General features: G+C 70.0%; 14 protein-coding genes and 1 tRNA gene. 10 read left to right on the forward strand and 5 right to left on the reverse strand.

Features of this window, described 5'->3' with window-relative positions; genetic code table 11:
• Positions 1–96: 96 nt before the first annotated feature.
• Positions 97–783 (forward strand): DJ-1/PfpI family protein, encoded by a 687-nt coding sequence (locus RBS12_RS06840; RefSeq protein WP_307965327.1) that lies wholly within the window; start codon positions 97–99, stop codon positions 781–783.
• Between the two features lie 53 nt (positions 784–836).
• Here the strand turns inward: RBS12_RS06840 and RBS12_RS06845 are convergent.
• The 5 genes from RBS12_RS06845 to RBS12_RS06865 form a co-directional block, all read right to left on the reverse strand.
• Positions 837–912: transfer RNA gene (locus RBS12_RS06845), tRNA-Arg, on the reverse strand.
• Positions 913–1,040: 128 nt separating this feature from the next.
• The gene (locus RBS12_RS06850) at positions 1,041–1,283 is read right to left on the reverse strand and encodes a DUF2630 family protein (RefSeq protein WP_307965328.1); all 243 of its coding nucleotides are present in this window, start codon (positions 1,281–1,283) and stop codon (positions 1,041–1,043) included.
• Positions 1,284–1,358: 75 nt separating this feature from the next.
• Positions 1,359–2,891 carry an oxidoreductase gene (locus RBS12_RS06855; protein ID WP_307965329.1) on the reverse strand — a complete coding sequence of 511 codons (1,533 nt, stop codon included), beginning with the start codon at positions 2,889–2,891 and terminating at the stop codon, positions 1,359–1,361.
• On the reverse strand, positions 2,888–3,760 hold the full coding sequence (locus RBS12_RS06860) for an FAD:protein FMN transferase (RefSeq protein WP_307965330.1): 873 nt from the start codon (positions 3,758–3,760) through the stop codon (positions 2,888–2,890). Before RBS12_RS06860 ends, RBS12_RS06855 begins: the two co-directional genes overlap by 4 nt.
• A gap of 7 nt (positions 3,761–3,767) precedes the next feature.
• The gene (locus RBS12_RS06865; protein ID WP_307965331.1) at positions 3,768–4,280 is read right to left on the reverse strand and encodes an FMN-binding protein; all 513 of its coding nucleotides are present in this window, start codon (positions 4,278–4,280) and stop codon (positions 3,768–3,770) included.
• Positions 4,281–5,010: 730 nt separating this feature from the next.
• On the opposite strand from RBS12_RS06865, the gene RBS12_RS06870 reads away from it, so the two are divergent.
• The 9 genes from RBS12_RS06870 (at position 5,011) to rho (ending at position 16,152) form a co-directional block, all read left to right on the forward strand.
• Positions 5,011–5,352, forward strand: coding sequence for a DUF2599 domain-containing protein (locus RBS12_RS06870; RefSeq protein ID WP_307965332.1), 342 nt, complete (start codon positions 5,011–5,013; stop codon positions 5,350–5,352).
• Between the two features lie 20 nt (positions 5,353–5,372).
• The gene (locus RBS12_RS06875) at positions 5,373–5,645 is read left to right on the forward strand and encodes a hypothetical protein (protein WP_307965333.1); all 273 of its coding nucleotides are present in this window, start codon (positions 5,373–5,375) and stop codon (positions 5,643–5,645) included.
• Positions 5,646–5,680: 35 nt separating this feature from the next.
• On the forward strand, positions 5,681–6,994 hold the full coding sequence (locus tag RBS12_RS06880; RefSeq protein WP_307965334.1) for an MFS transporter: 1,314 nt from the start codon (positions 5,681–5,683) through the stop codon (positions 6,992–6,994).
• A 4-nt stretch (positions 6,995–6,998) separates the two neighbouring features.
• A complete protein-coding gene (argS, locus tag RBS12_RS06885; RefSeq protein WP_307965335.1) occupies positions 6,999–8,657 on the forward strand; it encodes an arginine--tRNA ligase in 1,659 nt (552 codons plus the stop codon).
• 2 nt (positions 8,658–8,659) lie between these two features.
• The gene (locus tag RBS12_RS06890; protein ID WP_307965336.1) at positions 8,660–10,222 is read left to right on the forward strand and encodes a diaminopimelate decarboxylase; all 1,563 of its coding nucleotides are present in this window, start codon (positions 8,660–8,662) and stop codon (positions 10,220–10,222) included.
• Positions 10,223–10,242: 20 nt separating this feature from the next.
• Complete coding sequence (locus tag RBS12_RS06895) at positions 10,243–11,634, forward strand: homoserine dehydrogenase (protein WP_307965337.1); 1,392 nt, start codon at positions 10,243–10,245, stop codon at positions 11,632–11,634.
• Positions 11,634–12,761, forward strand: a complete 1,128-nt coding sequence (gene thrC, locus RBS12_RS06900) for a threonine synthase (protein ID WP_307965338.1) — start codon at positions 11,634–11,636, stop codon at positions 12,759–12,761. The genes RBS12_RS06895 and thrC overlap by 1 nt, the downstream gene beginning before the upstream one ends.
• Positions 12,758–13,768: a homoserine kinase gene (thrB, locus tag RBS12_RS06905; protein ID WP_307965339.1), complete on the forward strand. Its 1,011-nt coding sequence runs from the start codon at positions 12,758–12,760 to the stop codon at positions 13,766–13,768. The genes thrC and thrB overlap by 4 nt, the downstream gene beginning before the upstream one ends.
• A gap of 296 nt (positions 13,769–14,064) precedes the next feature.
• Positions 14,065–16,152, forward strand: coding sequence for a transcription termination factor Rho (gene rho, locus RBS12_RS06910; RefSeq protein WP_307965340.1), 2,088 nt, complete (start codon positions 14,065–14,067; stop codon positions 16,150–16,152).
• Positions 16,153–16,165: the final 13 nt, after the last annotated feature.

Below are 16,165 nucleotides of genomic sequence, written 5' to 3' on the forward strand. Positions count from 1 at the left end.
GGGCCGCGGGTCCGCGGCACATTTGCGGGGAAGCGGCACCGCTACGGCCTGGGCCAGCGGACACGCCCTGTCCGCGAGCAGTCCTAGCGTTGAGCCATGACTGAGGAACGGAACGGATCAGACCAGGACTCATCTGCGGTGGCCTTGCGCGTGCTCGTGTACCTCCCGGAGGGCATGGCCGACTGGGAGGTCGGCTATCTCATGAGCGAGCTGCGCCAGCGAGAGGTCACCGAGCGAGCAGCCGCGATCACGGTGGCGACCGCGACGGGCGGGGCGGTGACGAGCATGGGCGGACTCCGCGTGGCTCCAGATGCGGCGCTCGCCGATGTCGCGGACGAGCCGTTCGACGCGCTCGTCCTGTGCGGCGGCACCTCGTGGTTCGGCGACGGGGTCAACGGCGCTGCCCTTGAGCTCGCGGCCCGACGCAAGCGGGACGGACAGCTTGTTGCCGCGATCTGCGGCGCCGTCGACGCGATGGGCGGGGCGGGCCTGCTCGACGACGTCGACCACACCGGCAACGAGCTGGCTCAGCTCGAGAAGTGGCCCAACTACCACGGCAGGGCCAGGTTCGCGATCGAACCGCACGCCGTCCGAGGCCGCACCCGGGCGGGTGGCACGATCGTGACCGCGGGCTCGTGGGCACCGACTGACTTCGCGGCGGCCGTCATGGAAGAGCTCGGTGCGCTGTCCCGTGAGCGCGCGGGGCTCTGGCTGCGCTTCTGGAAGGACCGTGACGTGAGCGGGATCTACGGGCTGTTCGGCATGGACGTTCCCACGTCCTGACTGCCTCAGGAAACACGATGGCCCCGCCGAGTGAACGGCGGGGCCATCGACGATGGTGCCCTCGATAGGATTCGAACCTACGGCCTTCTGCTCCGGAGGCAGACGCTCTATCCCCTGAGCTACGAGGGCCCATGTGTCCCGGGAATCGCGGCACTAGAGCAGCGCCGCCGCCTCCCGAGGGGACTTATCGAGCTTATCAGGTGCCCGCCCCGCCCACGCAAACCGGGGGGAGCGCAAGGCGCCACGCCGGTCGGCGGCTACCCGAGGTACTTCTCGACGACGTCCTCGGAGCGGGCCGCGGCGTCGTCGGGGTTTTCCCCGTATTGTCGCTTCGCGCGCCGCTGCCGCAGGAGGTCCCAGCACTGGTCGAGCTCGGTTTCGATCGAGCGGAGCCGCGCATGCTCCTCGTCAGCGGTCATGGTGCCCTCGCCGACGGCCGACCGCAGGCGGTGCTCCTCGTCGATGAGCTGCTTGATGCGTCCCTGGATGTCCTGGTCCATGGCTTCTCCTTACGAGGTGCGGGTCGTGCCGACCACGGCCAGCCTACGCCTGAAGGCGAGGCCGCCGAACGCTGCTCAGTATCCCGAGAAGGCGTCCCGCCGCACGCGCCGAGCACCCGCGTGCCGCAACGCGGGGGCGACCGCGCCGACGAACGACGGCGGGCCCGAGACGTACGCTGTCCGCTCGGCGATGTCGGGCACGAGCTCGCGCAGTCGCGCGGCGCTGAACAGGGCCGGCCCGGCGTCCTCAGCGAAAGGGGGCGGCGCGTCGCCGTCGGACGTTCTCACGATGACCCGGGCTTTCGACGCCTTGAGCACGTCGGCGAACGCGAGCTCGTCCGCGCTGGGAACCGAGATGAGGAAGACGACGTCGCGCGCCTCGCCGGTGCTCTTGAGCGAGCGGAGCATCGAGGCGAACGGCATGAGGCCGATGCCTCCCGCGACGAAGACGAGCGGTACCGCGGGATTCCGCGGAAGCACGAAGTCGCCGCCCACGGTCGCGGCCTGCACGCGCTGGCCGGGGACGAGGTCGAGCAGGACCTGCTTCGCGGGCGAGACCGGCGGAGCGGTCCCGACCCCGAACGTCACGACGTCCGCGGAGGGCGCGCTCGCGAAGCTGAACGTCCGGCGACTTCCGGCAAGAGCCTTGCCGGCGTGGGGGAGGGAGAGCTCCGCGTACTGGCCCGGCAGGAAGCGCGCGGGGCGGTGGGGCACGAACACGAACTCGTGGGACGTGGGGGTGAGCCGTCGCCGCTCGACGAAGCGGAGGTCGAGGCCGCGGGAGAATCCAAGGGCGAATGCGAGCGCGTTGCCGACGAGGAGCGCGAGCTCGGGCGAACCGCTGATCGGCCCGAGGCCGAACGGGAGCGCATAGGCCGCCGCGATCACGGCGGCGTAGGCGAGCTGGTGGATCCGCCGGCCGGGCGCCGTGACCGGCTCCGAGAGCATGAACCCCGCGAAGAACACGAGCGGTCCCTGCGCAAGGGTCTGGGTGAACGTCGGCCCGGGGGCGACGCCCGCCGCTCCGAGGACGGCGCTCGTGCCGGCGAGGGCGACGACGGCGAACACCCCCGCCATCGCGAGTCTCTCGACGCGGTACAGCACCAGGAGGGCGCATGGAACGACGGCCCAGAGCATGGCTGGCGTCCCGACCCACCAGGCGGCCGCGCTCCACCCCGTGAGCCCGACGGCGAACGCGCCGAAGGCGGCCGGGTTGAGGGCGTGCCGGCCCCGCCACGCAAGGACGTACTTGGAGGCCGCGGCTACCGCACACGCAAGGGCCGTCGCGGCGAGATCGGTCGGGGCCAGGCTCGGCCAGAACAGGAAGTAGACGAGCAGCCCCGTGACGAGGGCCGATTCCGTGTGTGGCCGGACGCGGAAGAGCGCCGCGACGCCGCGGTTCACGCCGTATGAGACCGTCACGCACACCGCGAGCGAGGCGAGCATTGCGGGCACCCCGAACGTGAGCCAGCCGAGCCCGTCGAGAACCATGCTGTAGAGCGCGAGCACGGCGAGCAGCGACAGGACGAGCCGGTACGGGCTCATCCGTCCGAGCGCAGTGTCGAGGCGGACCTTGGCCGCGCTGGGGGCGGTGAGGATCGGCGTCATGAGAAGAGGCCTCCCATGAAGAACGGGGTGCCTTCGGCATGCCCGTCGGCGAAGACCTGAAGCCACTCTGGGACCGAGGATTCGGTGGCGAACTCCGCCGCGAGATCCTCGCCGGGGGCGACGAAGAGGGCCGTCGCGAGCGCATCCGCCGTCATGGCGTCCTGCGCCGTCGCCCACGTGGCAACGATCGAGCGCACCGGCGCGCCCGTCCGCGCGTCGAGGAGGTGATGGAATCCGTCGCCCCACGCACGGCGGTTGCCCGACGACGCGCACAGCGCCGCCCCGTCGAGCTCGACGACGCCGATCGCCTGGTCCGCGTGGTACGGGTGCTCGAGGCCAACCCGGAGCGGGGCCAGGCCGGCGTGCAGGATGTCGCCGCTCCCGTCGACGACGAAGGCCGGGTGCCCGGCCTCCGCGAGGATCGAACCGAGCAGGTCGACCAGGAGTCCCTTGCCGGCGGCGCCGATATCGAGCACGCCGGGGCGGGAGAGGACGACGGCGGTGCCCTCCCACTGGTGGTCGTCGTCCCACAGCGGTGCTGGTTCGGGGGCGCCGGACGGGACAAGCTCGTAGCCGGGTCCGTAGCCGATGCGTTCGAGGCTAGACCCGACCCACGGGTTCACCGCCCCGCGTGTGACGCGGTAGAGGCGCGCATACAGCTCGGCGAGCCGCGAGCTTTCCGACGGGAGGTCCCAGCGGCCGCTGCCCGCCCGCATCTGCGCCACGATCGAGTCCGGGCGGAATCTGGACCACACCCAGTCAAAGCGCTCGACCTCGCGCAGGAGCGCCCATTCGAGGGCATCGCCGAGCGGCTCGTCGGTGCGGACCTCGAAAAGTGTCCCAATCGCCTCGAATGTGAAGGACTCCATGCCTCTCCTAGGAGGCCTCGTTCTTGATGATCGACACCGCGTCGTTGAAGCCCTGGCCGGTGAGCGAAGACCCCGCCACGATGCTGACGTTGAGATCGTCGAGCTTCTTCCCGACGACGACGTCCTTGATGCCGGACGCGAAGTGCTTCTGGAACAGCCGGGTGTTCGCGCTCGTCGGATGTTCGGTGATCTGCACGTCCGTGACGACGCCGGACTTGAGCGTGAGTGTGACCCCCACGGTCTCGGGCCCGTTGGGCGACGAGTAGTGGCCGTCCGCGCTGAACGTCCCGTCGTGGTACGCGTGGGAACCTGAGGAGCCCGACGTGCCGCCCGACGCAGCAGCGGTGGTCGGCGTCGTCGTCAGCTGCGACCCCGCCCCGCCGGCCTGGCCTGCGTTCGCCGCCGATGGCGCGCATCCGGCGATCGTCCCGGCCAGGGATGCGCCGGCCAGCGCGGTCAGGACGAGCTTCCGCGCGGGGAGCGGCCGAGGGCGGTGTATGGGAGCGGAGGGCATGGGCATGGGTCCTGGGTGATCGGGTCGTGGTGACGCGTCGGTCCATCGGCTCGGGACCGATGGTTGTCCATTAAACGTAGCGGGGCGGATCGGGGTTCACCGTCGCGAGGACTGTGCGTGGGCTGTGAGTTGCTCGTGGGTCTTGGCCGACGGAGCCGGGCCAGGAAGCCCGGGTGGTTGCCGCAGTGCTGTGTTCAACTCTTGGGGCCCGCTCCTGTTGCGCAGTCGGTCCGGTAATGGTCCGTGGCGAGCAATCGGTTACAGGCTGATGATCGACCGGAATCGTCGAGAGATTGCGTCACTATATCGGATACAGAAATGGCTCATTTGTGACGAATGGGCAGTCGGCGCCTCAGTACCCTTCAAAATTTTTCATTGAAATCCGGTGACACTTTCGAATCGCCCTGTTAGCCTGAAGTGACAAACTGAAACGCGATGGTGGCGCTTTCTTTAGCGCTATCGCGGGGCTCAGCTGGATTGTTCTGGTGCACGCGGTTTCGAATGGGGGAATCATGAACAGTCATGCCAAGAGGTCGACGCTCGTTCTAGGGTCGGTGGCGGTGCTGCTGCTGGCTGGGCTGGCGCCGTCGACGGCAGCCCCGCCTACACCACCCGATGAGTCCGTAGCGAGGATCGCGCCGGAAGTTGGCAAGGATGCCGTGAAGCTGGATGGCGTCTCCGGGGTTGGGGGTGCTGCTTTGGCGATCATCTAGGCACAGAAGTTTCATACCCTGTCGTGGCCGATCCTTGGCTGGGGGCTGATCTGTACTACCAGCCGTGGTGGTATGACGCGAATGGCGGGTGGAAGGTCAACGTCAAGCCCACGTTATGGGGCGGCGCCAACACCGCGCCTTCGATTTGGTGGGCGCACCGCGACGAGGTTCGTTCGAAGATGGGTGGGGCGGCGTGGCGCTGGACCACCAGCATCCAAGAACAGTTCTACTGTCATTTGGCTGGATTTCCTGCGTCGTTGCCGGAATATAATCTCGAGTCATGGCGGCCAGCATGGAATTGGGCAACGATGGCTGTCTACAATTGCAATTACCTAGAGGGCGGCTGGGGTTCGGTCTCGGGCTAAGTCTTCGGAGGGGGGTTGGCGTGGGAAGGCAATTGACGATGGGTTTGTTTCCCGTATATGTTGCGCTAAGCGTTGCGGGACTCTTTTTCTCAGCCCTGGCGCTGTTCTCATACTTCGTTCGGTACGCACACCTCGACTCACTGGAGGAGCAGATACCTCACGGCATCTATCTTCAGGCGACCTCGATGTTCGGGATCGAGAGGGTGCTCCTGGTCGGCGGAGCGGGCCTGTTCGTTATCGGGGCTGCCCTCGCGATCGTGGCAGGAATCACGAGGAGCCGGCGCCCGCGGTGACGTCCCTCGGCGAGCCCCTGCTGTAGCGTCGTTCCGTGAGCGAAGCCGGGACAGACGAAGCATCAAGGGGCGCCACACAAGTCTCGCGCGCGGCGACGAGCGCAGGGGCCGTCGCTGCCTTCGGAATCCTCATCGTCGCCTTCACGCTCCGCACCGCCGTCACGAGTGTCCCGCCGCTCACCGCCGACATCTCGAAGGAGCTCTTCCTCCCGACGTGGCTCGTCGGCATCCTCGGGATGCTCCCGACCGCGCTCTTCGGGATCGCGGGCCTTGTCACTCCGACGTTCATGCGACGTTGGAGCGTCGAGGCACTCGCGATCGCGTCGATGGTCGCGGCGGGAGTTGGCCAGGCGATGCGCGCGTTCGCGCCGAGCACGTGGCTCTTCCTTGTCGGCTCGGCCCTCGCGCTCGCGGGCATGGGCGCCGGCAACGTCGTGCTGCCGCCCATGGTCAAGAAGTACTTCCCGAGGCGCATCGGCCTCATGACGGCGCTCTACGTCACCGTCATCAGCCTCGGCACCACTGTGCCGCCGCTCCTCGCTGTCCCCGTCGCCGATGTGGCCGGCTGGCGTACGTCGATCGGTTCGTGGGCACTGCTCAACGTGGTCGCGATGATCCCGTGGCTCGGGCCGTGGGCTCGGCGCGGTGCGCCGTCGTCCTCGCCGAGGGCAAGGGCGACGACGGCGCCCGAGCCGCCGCACGCCGTCGTCCGCCCGTGGCGCTCGCCGGCCGCGTGGGCCTTCGCGCTCCTATTCGGCTGCACGTCGCTGAATACGTACGCGCTCTTCGCATGGCTTCCCTCGATCGCAGCCGGCGCGGGGCTCAGCGCGGGCGACGCCGGCCTCCAGCTGGCGATATTCTCGGGTCTCGGGCTCCCGATCAGCCTCGTCGTCCCACTCCTCGCGGGCCGCCTGCGGAACCCGTTCGCGGTCGTGGCGTTCGGCGTCACCTGCTTCGTTGCTGGCTACCTCGGCCTCTGGCTTGCGCCCGGGACGGCCACGACGCTGTGGTCGACGCTCGCCGGGCTCGGCCCGGCAACGTTCCCGCTCGCCCTCGTCCTCATCAACCTCCGGACGCGCTCGCACCGGGCCTCGGGAGCTGTCTCGGGCTTCGCGCAGGGCATCGGCTATACGGTTGCCTGCTCGGGGCCGCTCCTCGCGGGCATCCTGCACGACGCGACGGGCGGGTGGACGGCGTCGTTCGCGTTCCTCGGGGTGACCCTCGTGGTCCTCGCCGTCGCAGGCTGGGTCATCTGCCGCCCCCGGTACATTGACGACGACCCCGGAGTGGTGAGCATTGTGGCCGAGCCCGCGCGGTTTCAAGGCGGCGGCACGCCGCCGGTAGGCTAGGTTCGTGACTCCCGAAGAACTCTCCTCCGCCATCTCCGCCTGCCTTGCCGACGCCGTGCGCGCCGGGGACATCGCCGTGGACGTGCCGGACGAGATTCGAGTCGAGCGGCCCAAGAACCGCGAGCACGGCGACTGGGCCACGAACATCGCGCTCCAGCTCGGCAAGAAGGCCGGCATGAACCCCCGCGCCTTCGCCGAGATCCTCGCCGGCCGCCTCGCCGCGCTCGAGGGCGTCAAGAGCGTCGACGTCGCCGGCCCGGGCTTCCTCAACATCACGCTCGACGCCGCGGCCGCGGGCGCACTCGCCAAGGCGATCGTCGAGGCCGGCCCGGACTACGGCCGCAACGAGGCGCTCGCCGGCCACGTGGTCAACATGGAGTTCGTCTCCGCCAACCCGACGGGCCCGCTGCATATCGGGCACACGCGCTGGGCGGCGCTCGGCGACTCGATCGCCCGCGTCCTGCGGGCCTCGGGCGCGGACGTCACGGCCGAGTACTACATCAACGACGCCGGCAGCCAGATGAACGTCTTCGCGAACTCCGTGCTCTCGCGCCTCCACGGGCGCGACGTGCCCGAGGGCGGCTACCCGGGCCAGTACATCGTCGACCTCGGCCACGAGGTGCTCGTCGCGCACCCGGACGTGCGCGAGCTCAACGACGACGCGGCGCTGCCGATCGTGCGCCACGCCGCGTACGAGGCGCAGATGAAAGACATCAAGTCGACGCTCGCGGCGTTCGGCGTCTCCTTCGACGTGTACTTCTCCGAGAAGGACGGGCTGCACGACTCGGGGGCGATCGAATCCGCCGTCGCGCGCCTTCGCGAGCAGGGCCACGTGTTCGACGCCGACGGCGCGGTCTGGCTGCGCACGACCGACTTCGGCGACGACAAGGACCGCGTCCTCGTCCGCGCGAACGGCGAGCCGACGTACTTCGCGGCCGACGCCGCCTACTACCTGTCCAAGAAGGACCGCGGGTTCCCCGAGAAGATCTACCTCCTGGGCGCGGACCACCATGGCTACGTCAACCGGCTCAAGGCCATCGCGGCGTGCGCGGGCGACGATCCCGAGGCGAACATCGAGATCCTCATCGGCCAGCTCGTCTCGGTCAACGGCGCGAAGCTTTCCAAGCGCGCGGGCAACATCATCGAGCTCAAGGACCTCATCGACTGGCTCGGCAAGGACGCGGTGCGCTATTCGCTCGCGCGCTTCCCCGCGGACTCGCCGCTCACGCTCGATCCCGAGCTCCTGCGCAAGCACTCGAACGAGAACCCCGTCTACTACGTCCAGTACGCCCACGCGCGCTCGCGCGGCGCTGCGCGCAACGCCTCCGCAGCGGGCGTCGAGCGCGCGGTCGACGGGCGCGACGCGTTCGACGCCGCGCTGCTCACCCATCCGACCGAGGGCGAACTCCTCGCGCATCTCGCTGCGTACCCGTCGATCGTCGGCAAGGCCGCGGAGTTCCGCGAGCCGCACCGCGTCGCCCGCCATCTCGAGACGATCGCGAGTGCCTACCACTCGTGGTACGACAACTGCCGCATCGCGCCGCAGGGCGACGAGGAGGTCACGGACGTCAACCGCACGCGCCTGTGGCTCAACGACGCGACGAGCCAGGTGCTCGCGAACGGACTCGATCTCCTGGGCGTTTCCGCGCCGGAGAGGATGTAGCGATGACGGAGCAGACCGCGGTTCCCGCCACGACGGCGCCCGGCTCGCCACTTGCGCCTGCCTGGCTGGACGTGCCGGCAGACCTCAACGCACTCGAGGCCAAGATGTGGGCGCACGACGCCGAACGCGGCCCGGGCGGCGAGCTCACCGTGGGCGGCCTCGGCGTGGGCGAGCTCGCCGAGCGGTTCGGCACCCCGCTCTTCGTCCTGAGCGAGGATGACTTCCGCGCACGGGCCCGGGCGTTCAAGGACGCGTTCGACGCCGCGTTCGCCGACGTGTGCGGGGGAGTGGACGTCTATTACGCGGGGAAGGCCTTCCTGTGTTCGGCGGTCGCCGCGTGGGCCGCCGACGAGGGCCTGCGGCTCGACACGTGCTCGGGCGGCGAACTCGCCGTCGCTGTGAAGGCCGGCCTCCCCGGCGCCTCCCTCGGACTCCATGGCAACAACAAGTCGGACGCGGAGATCGAGCGCGCGCTCGACCTGGGCGTCGGGCGGATCGTCGTGGACAGCCTCGACGAGCTCGAGCGGGTCGCGGCGATTGCGGCTGCCCGCGCGGAGGCCGATCCCGAACGGCGCGAGGTCCGCGCGAAGGTCATGCTGCGCCTGACCCCCGGGGTGCACGCCCACACCCACGAATTCATCGCGACGGCCCACGAGGACCAGAAGTTCGGTCTCTCGATGGCGCCGGGGACGGCGAGCGTCGAGTTCCAGGCCGAGGTCGCGGAGGAGTCCGGGCCGGAGGCGGCGGCCGCCGTTTCGGCGGCGGAGGAAGCGGTGGCGGCGGCCGCGGGGCACGACAGCATCGAGCTGCTCGGGCTGCACTGCCACATCGGCTCGCAGATCTTCGAGCCTGAGGGCTTCGAGCTCGCGGCGGTGAAGCTCCTCACGTTCCTTGCGGCGATGCGTTCGGCCTACGACGTCGCCTTGCCCGAACTCGACCTCGGCGGAGGCTACGGCATCGCGTACACGTCGGTGGACACCCCGAGGCCGCCCGCCCAGATCGCCGAGGCGATGGCCGCCGTCGTCCGCTCGACCTGCCGTGAGCTCAAGATTACGCCGCCGCGCATCTCGATCGAGCCGGGGCGCGCGATTGTCGGCTCGACGACGTTCACGCTGTACCGGGCGGGGACGGTCAAAGATGTAGTCGTCGATGTGCCAGTCGTCGATATGCCGGGCACGGAGGAGGCCGCGGGGACGACGGCGGTGCGGCGCTACCTCTCGGTCGACGGCGGCATGAGCGACAACGCGCGTCCGGTGCTGTACGACGCCGACTATTCTGCGGTCTTGGCCTCGCGCACGTCCGACGCGGCGCCCCAGCTTACGCGCGTCGTGGGCAAGCACTGCGAGAGCGGCGACATCGTTGTGCGGGACGTCTACCTGCCCGCGGACGCCCACCGCGGCGACCTCGTCGCCGTCCCCGGCACGGGTGCCTACTGCTGGGCGCTCTCGAGCAACTACAACTACCTCGGCCGCCCTGGCGTCGTCGCAGTCCGTCATGGTTCTGCGCGATGGATCGTTCGCGGCGAAACTGAACAGGATCTGCTCTCCCGCGACATGGGAGTGTGACAACCCCGATGGGAGACCGGATGACCGAGACTGAGACGCGGCCGGAGCCGTCCGCAGCCGCGGAGGCCAAGGCGCGCAACGATGCTCCTGTGTTGAAAGTGGCCCTTCTGGGCTGCGGAAACGTGGGCAGCCAAGTGGCGCGCATCCTGCTCGAGGACGCCGACGTGCTCGCGGCCCGCGCGGGCGCGCGCCTTGAGCTGATTGGCATCGCCGTGCGCAATCCGGACGCGAAGCGGGAGGTAGACCTGCCGCGCGAGCTGTTCACGGTCGATGCCGAGGAGCTCGTCGACCGGGCGGACCTCGTCGTCGAGCTCCTGGGAGGCATCGAGCCGGCGCGGTCGCTCATCCTGCGCGCGGTGCGCAACGGCGCATCGGTCGTGACCGGCAACAAGGCGCTCCTCGCGCAGGACGGTCCGGCGCTCTTCGAGGAGTCGGACCGCAACAACGCCGAGCTGAGCTTCGAAGCCGCAGTCGCGGGGGCGATCCCGATCATCCGGCCTATTCGCGAGAGCCTCTCAGGCGACCGCATCACCCGCGTGCTCGGCATCGTGAACGGCACGACGAACTTCATCCTCGACCAGATGGAGGAGACCGGAGCGACGTTCGGGGATGCTCTCGCGGAGGCCCAGCGCCTCGGCTACGCGGAAGCAGACCCGACGGCCGACGTCGAAGGCTACGACGCCGCTGCCAAGGCCGCGCTTCTCGCGACGCTCGCATTCCACACGCCCGTGGCCCTCGCCGACGTCCGGTGCGAGGGGATCACCGAGGTCACGGCAGCCGACATCGAGGCGGCGAGGGATTCGGGCCTGGTCATCAAGCTCCTCGCGATCGCGGAACTCGTAAGGGTCGGCGAGGCTGGGGGAGGCGAGCGCGGCGGGGAAGGCGCGAGCGTACGCGTGCACCCGACGCTTCTGCCGCGCGAGCACCCGCTCGCGGCCGTGCGCGGGGCATTCAACGCGGTGTTCGTCGAGGCCGAGAACGCGGGACAGCTCATGTTCTACGGCGCCGGCGCGGGCGGGCGGCCCACGGCGTCGGCCGTCATGGGCGACCTCGTCTCGACTGCGCGCCGCATCGTCGCCGGCGCGCCCGGCCGCACTGATACCGCGACCCGCAAGCTGCCGATCGTCGGCGTCGACGCGGTCTCGACGAGCTACAGCATCGGCCTCGAAGTCGCCGATCAGCCGGGCGTCCTCGCGCGCGTTGCTGCGGTGTTCGCGGAGCACGGCGTCTCGATCGAGGCCATGCGCCAGACGATCGACGGCGGCGTGCCCGGGAACGGCAATGGCCGCGCCGAGCTGCGCTTTGTGACCCACCGTGCGTCGGAGAAGGCCCTCGCCGAGACCGTCGCGGACATCAAGAACCTCGACGTCGTCGAATCCGTGACGAGCGTCCTCCGAGTCGAAGGAGTCTAGTGGCCCACCAGTGGCGCGGAGTCATCCGCGAATACGCCGACCGCCTGCCGGTCACCGAGTCCACCCGCGTCATCACTCTTGGCGAGGGCGGCACGCCGCTCGTCCACGCCCAGAAGCTCTCGGCCCTGACCGGCTCCGACGTGTACCTGAAGGTCGAGGGGATGAACCCCACGGGCTCGTTCAAGGACCGCGGCATGACGATGGCCATGACGGCGGCCGTGGCGGCAGGTGCGAAGGCCGTCGTGTGCGCGTCGACGGGCAACACGTCCGCGTCCGCCGCGGCCTACGCGACGACGGCGGGGCTCGCGTGCGCCGTCCTCGTGCCCGAGGGCAAGATCGCGATGGGCAAGCTGAGCCAGGCCATCGCCCACGGCGCGACGCTCCTCCAGGTCGACGGCAACTTCGATGACTGCCTCGAGATCGCCCGCAAGCTCGCGGAGGCGTACCCGGTGTTCCTCGTGAACTCCGTTAACCCGGCGCGCATCGAGGGCCAGAAGACGGCCGCCTTCGAGATCGTCGACGCGCTCGGCGATGCGCCGGACATCCACGTGCTCCCCGTCGGCAACGCGGGCAACATCTCCGCGTATTGGAAGGGCTACAAGGAGTACGCGGCGGAGACCAAGTACGAGTCACAGGGGGGCGACGAGGCGCGGACGCTTGATGCAGTCTCGACGAAGCTCCCCGTCATGTGGGGCTTCCAGGCCGCGGGCGCGGCGCCGTTCGTCGCGGGCCACCCTATCTCGCACCCCGAGACGATCGCGACCGCGATCCGCATCGGCAATCCCGCGTCGTGGGACACCGCCGTCGCGGCGCGCGACGAATCCGGCGGCCTCATCGAGGCGGTGACGGACGAGCAGATCCTCGCCGCGCACCGCTGGCTCTCCGCGAAGGAAGCCGTGTTCGTTGAGCCCGGCTCCGCCGCGAGCGTCGCCGGCTTGCTCAAGATGCACGAGGCGGGCAGGGTCCCGGCTGGGAAGACGATCGTGTGCACTGTGACGGGCCACGGCCTCAAGGACCCGCAGTGGGCCCTGCGCACGGAGGGCGGCGGCCAGGTCGAGCCGGTCAAGGTCTCCAACGACGTCGTGAGCGTCGCCGCGGCGCTCGGACTGGAGTCGTCGGCGCGATGACTGCACCTGCGGCGGCCAGCGCGGCCACACTCCGTATGGTCGCGCCCGGCCAGCGCATCACGGTCCGGGTCCCCGCCACGAGCGCGAACCTCGGCCCGGGATACGACAGCCTGGGCCTCGCCCTTTCGCTCTACGACACCGTCGACGTCGAAACGGCCGACGACGGCGAGCTGGGCTTCGCATTGAGCGGCGAGGGGGCGGACACCCTGCCGCGAGACGGCAGCCACCTCGTCGTGCGGACGATCGACCTCGCGCTCGAACGCCTCGGGTACAGCCGCTCGGGGCTGCGCATCGCCGCCGACAATGTGAGTCCGCACGGACGAGGCCTCGGCTCGTCCGCATCGGCCACGGTTGCGGCCGTGCTCGTGGCTGTGGAGCTCGTTGACCCAGCCGATCGCCCGGACCGCGCGTGGGTCCTGCAGCTGTGCAGCGAGATCGAGGGCCATCCGGACAACGTTGCGCCGGCGATCTTCGGTTCGCTCGCGCTCTCGTGGCAGGACGGCGAGGCGTTCCGCACCGCCGTCGCCCGCGTCCACCCCGACGTCGTTCCCATCGTTGCGATCCCGGACTACGAGCTCTCGACCGAGCTCGCGCGGTCGCTCCTGCCCTCGTCAGTCCCGCATCATGCGGCCGCCGCGAATTCGGGACGCGCCGCGCTGCTCGTCCACGCGCTCACGAACGACCCGTCACTGCTCGTCCCGGGCACCGAGGACTACCTCCACCAGAGCTATCGCGAATCCGCGATGCAGCCGAGCGCGGAGCTCATCAAGCGCCTGCGCGCGGAGGGCCACGCCGCCGTCGTCTCGGGCGCGGGACCGACTGTCCTGGCCCTCGCCGCGGGCGCAGCCGAGGCCGATGAGGTGCAGGCCGCCGTCGAGCGCTTTGCCCACGGCGCGGACGCGCGCGGGCTCGACACGGGGATCGCCGGCGAGAGGGCGACGACGTGGCGTGTCATGCGGCTCGATGTCGACGCCGAAGGTGCTAAAGTAGTAGTGCATTCGCGGTAGCTTCCGCCCAGCAAGCCTCCTGACAGCAGCCCTCGGAAGGGTCGCATCTGTGCAGGAGTGCTCACGGCGCCTGCCGATCCGCTGTTAATGCCGTCCCATCCAGCTCCGCAGCCGGTCAGCCCGCTTGCCGCCGTCGCAGAGGCGCTGTCCCCTCCGAATGCTTGGGGCGAATCTGCAGTGTGCCCCGCCTGGTCTCCGCAGCATGGTGGGGCAGCCACCCTGACCGCATTCTGTCCGCGGTCACGAACACGATGCGGCGCTTCACACGAGCCGCAGTCGACGGGGAAGGATCCTTCGTGACACAGACCACTGAGCTGAACCCAGCAGTGGACGCCTCGACTTCGGCCGAGTCCAAGGGAATCGCGGGCCTCAAGCTCGCGCAGCTTCAGGCGCTCGCCTCCCAGCTGGGTATCACCGGCGGTTCCCGCATGCGCAAGGGCGACCTCGTGGCCGCCATCTCAGCGCACCAGAAGGGCGAGCCCGTGCGCCGCAGCGCACCGGCCGCCTCCACCGTGCCGGCCGAGGCCGCTGCGGTAGAGCCCAAGGAGTCAGCCGCGCCCTCGGAAGAGGCCACGGCACAGGCCCGCCGTGGCCGCACGCGTCGTCGCGCTGGGAGCGACGGCGTAGTGGCGCCCGCCGAGGCTGAGGCGCCGGAAGCCGCTGCCGCGCTCGAACCCCAGGCGACCGCTGCTCCCGCGGCCGAGGCCCCGGCCCCCGAGGCCGCGCCCGCCGAGGGCCAGCGCCAGCCGCGCACGCGCAACCGCAATCGCCGCGCCACGAGCGATGGCATGGTCGCCGCCGAGGCCGCGCCCGCCGAGGCAGCGGCAGAGGCCGCTCCCGCCGAGGCGCCCGCGCAGGCCTCCGCCGAGGCCGGACAGCCCGAGTCCCAGGCCGAGGCCGGCGAAGGCCGTCGTCGCGGCCGTGATCGCGGCCAGCAGGACCGCGGTCAGCAGGACCGCGCCCAGCAGGACCGCGGCCAGCAGGACCGCGCGCAGCAGCAGGAGCGCGGCCAGGACTTCCGCCGCGACGAGGGCGAGGGCGAGGACGGCGGAGGCCGCCGCAACCGCCGCAACCGCCGTGGCCGCGAGCGAGACGGCTTCCAGGAGCAGGGCGGCCGCAACGAGCGCTTCCGCGACCGCAACGAGCGCATGCGGGACCGCAGCGGACGCCGCAACCAGGGCCCCGACGTCGACGAGACCGAGGTGACCGAGGACGACGTGCTCGTGCCCGTCGCCGGCATCCTCGACGTGCTCGAGAACTACGCGTTCATCCGGACGTCCGGCTACCTTCCGGGCCCGAACGATGTCTACGTGCCGCTCGCGCAGGTCAAGAAGCACGGGCTGCGCAAGGGCGACGCCGTCGTCGGCGCGATCCGCGCGCCCCGCGACGGCGAGGATAACCGCCAGAGCCAGGGTGGCCGCCAGAAGTTCAACGCCCTCGTTCGCGTCACCACCGTCAACGGCAAGACGCCCGAGGAGATGAAGGGTCGCGTCGAGTTCACCAAGCTCGTCCCGCTCTACCCGTCCGAGCGCCTTCGGCTCGAGACGGACCCGAAGAAGATCGGCCCGCGCGTCATCGATCTCGTCGCGCCGATCGGCAAGGGCCAGCGCGGCCTCATCGTCTCCCCGCCGAAGGCCGGCAAGACGCTCATCCTGCAGGCCATCGCGAACGCGATCACGGTCAACAACCCCGAGGTCCACCTCATGATGGTCCTCGTGGACGAGCGGCCCGAAGAGGTCACGGACATGCAGCGTTCGGTCCGCGGCGAGGTCATCGCCTCGACGTTCGACCGTCCGGCCGACGATCACACGACCGTTGCCGAGCTCGCGATCGAGCGCGCGAAGCGCCTCGTGGAGATGGGCATGGACGTCGTCGTGCTCCTCGACTCGATGACGCGCCTCGGTCGCGCGTACAACCTCGCCGCGCCGGCCTCGGGCCGCATCCTCTCCGGCGGTGTCGACTCGGCCGCCCTCTACCCGCCCAAGCGGTTCTTCGGCGCCGCGCGCAATATCGAGAACGGCGGCTCGCTCACCATCCTCGCGACCGCGCTCGTCGAGACCGGGTCCAAGATGGACGAGGTCATCTTCGAGGAGTTCAAGGGCACGGGCAACATGGAGCTCCGCCTGTCCCGCCAGCTCGCGGACAAGCGCATCTTCCCGGCCGTCGACGTCAACGCCTCCGGCACGCGTCGCGAGGAGAACCTCCTCTCGCCCGAAGAGGTCAAGATCATGTGGCGCCTGCGCCGCGTCCTCTCGGGCCTCGACACGCAGCAGGCGCTCGAGATCCTCACGTCGAAGATTCGCGAGACGCAGTCGAACGTCGAGTTCCTGCTCCAGGTGCAGAAGACGACGCTCGCCTCCAAGTCGGAGAACGACAAGCACTAGCTGGCCCGCACGG

It is taken from the genome of Sinomonas sp. ASV322, assembly GCF_030908245.1.
Lineage (GTDB): Bacteria > Actinomycetota > Actinomycetes > Actinomycetales > Micrococcaceae > Sinomonas.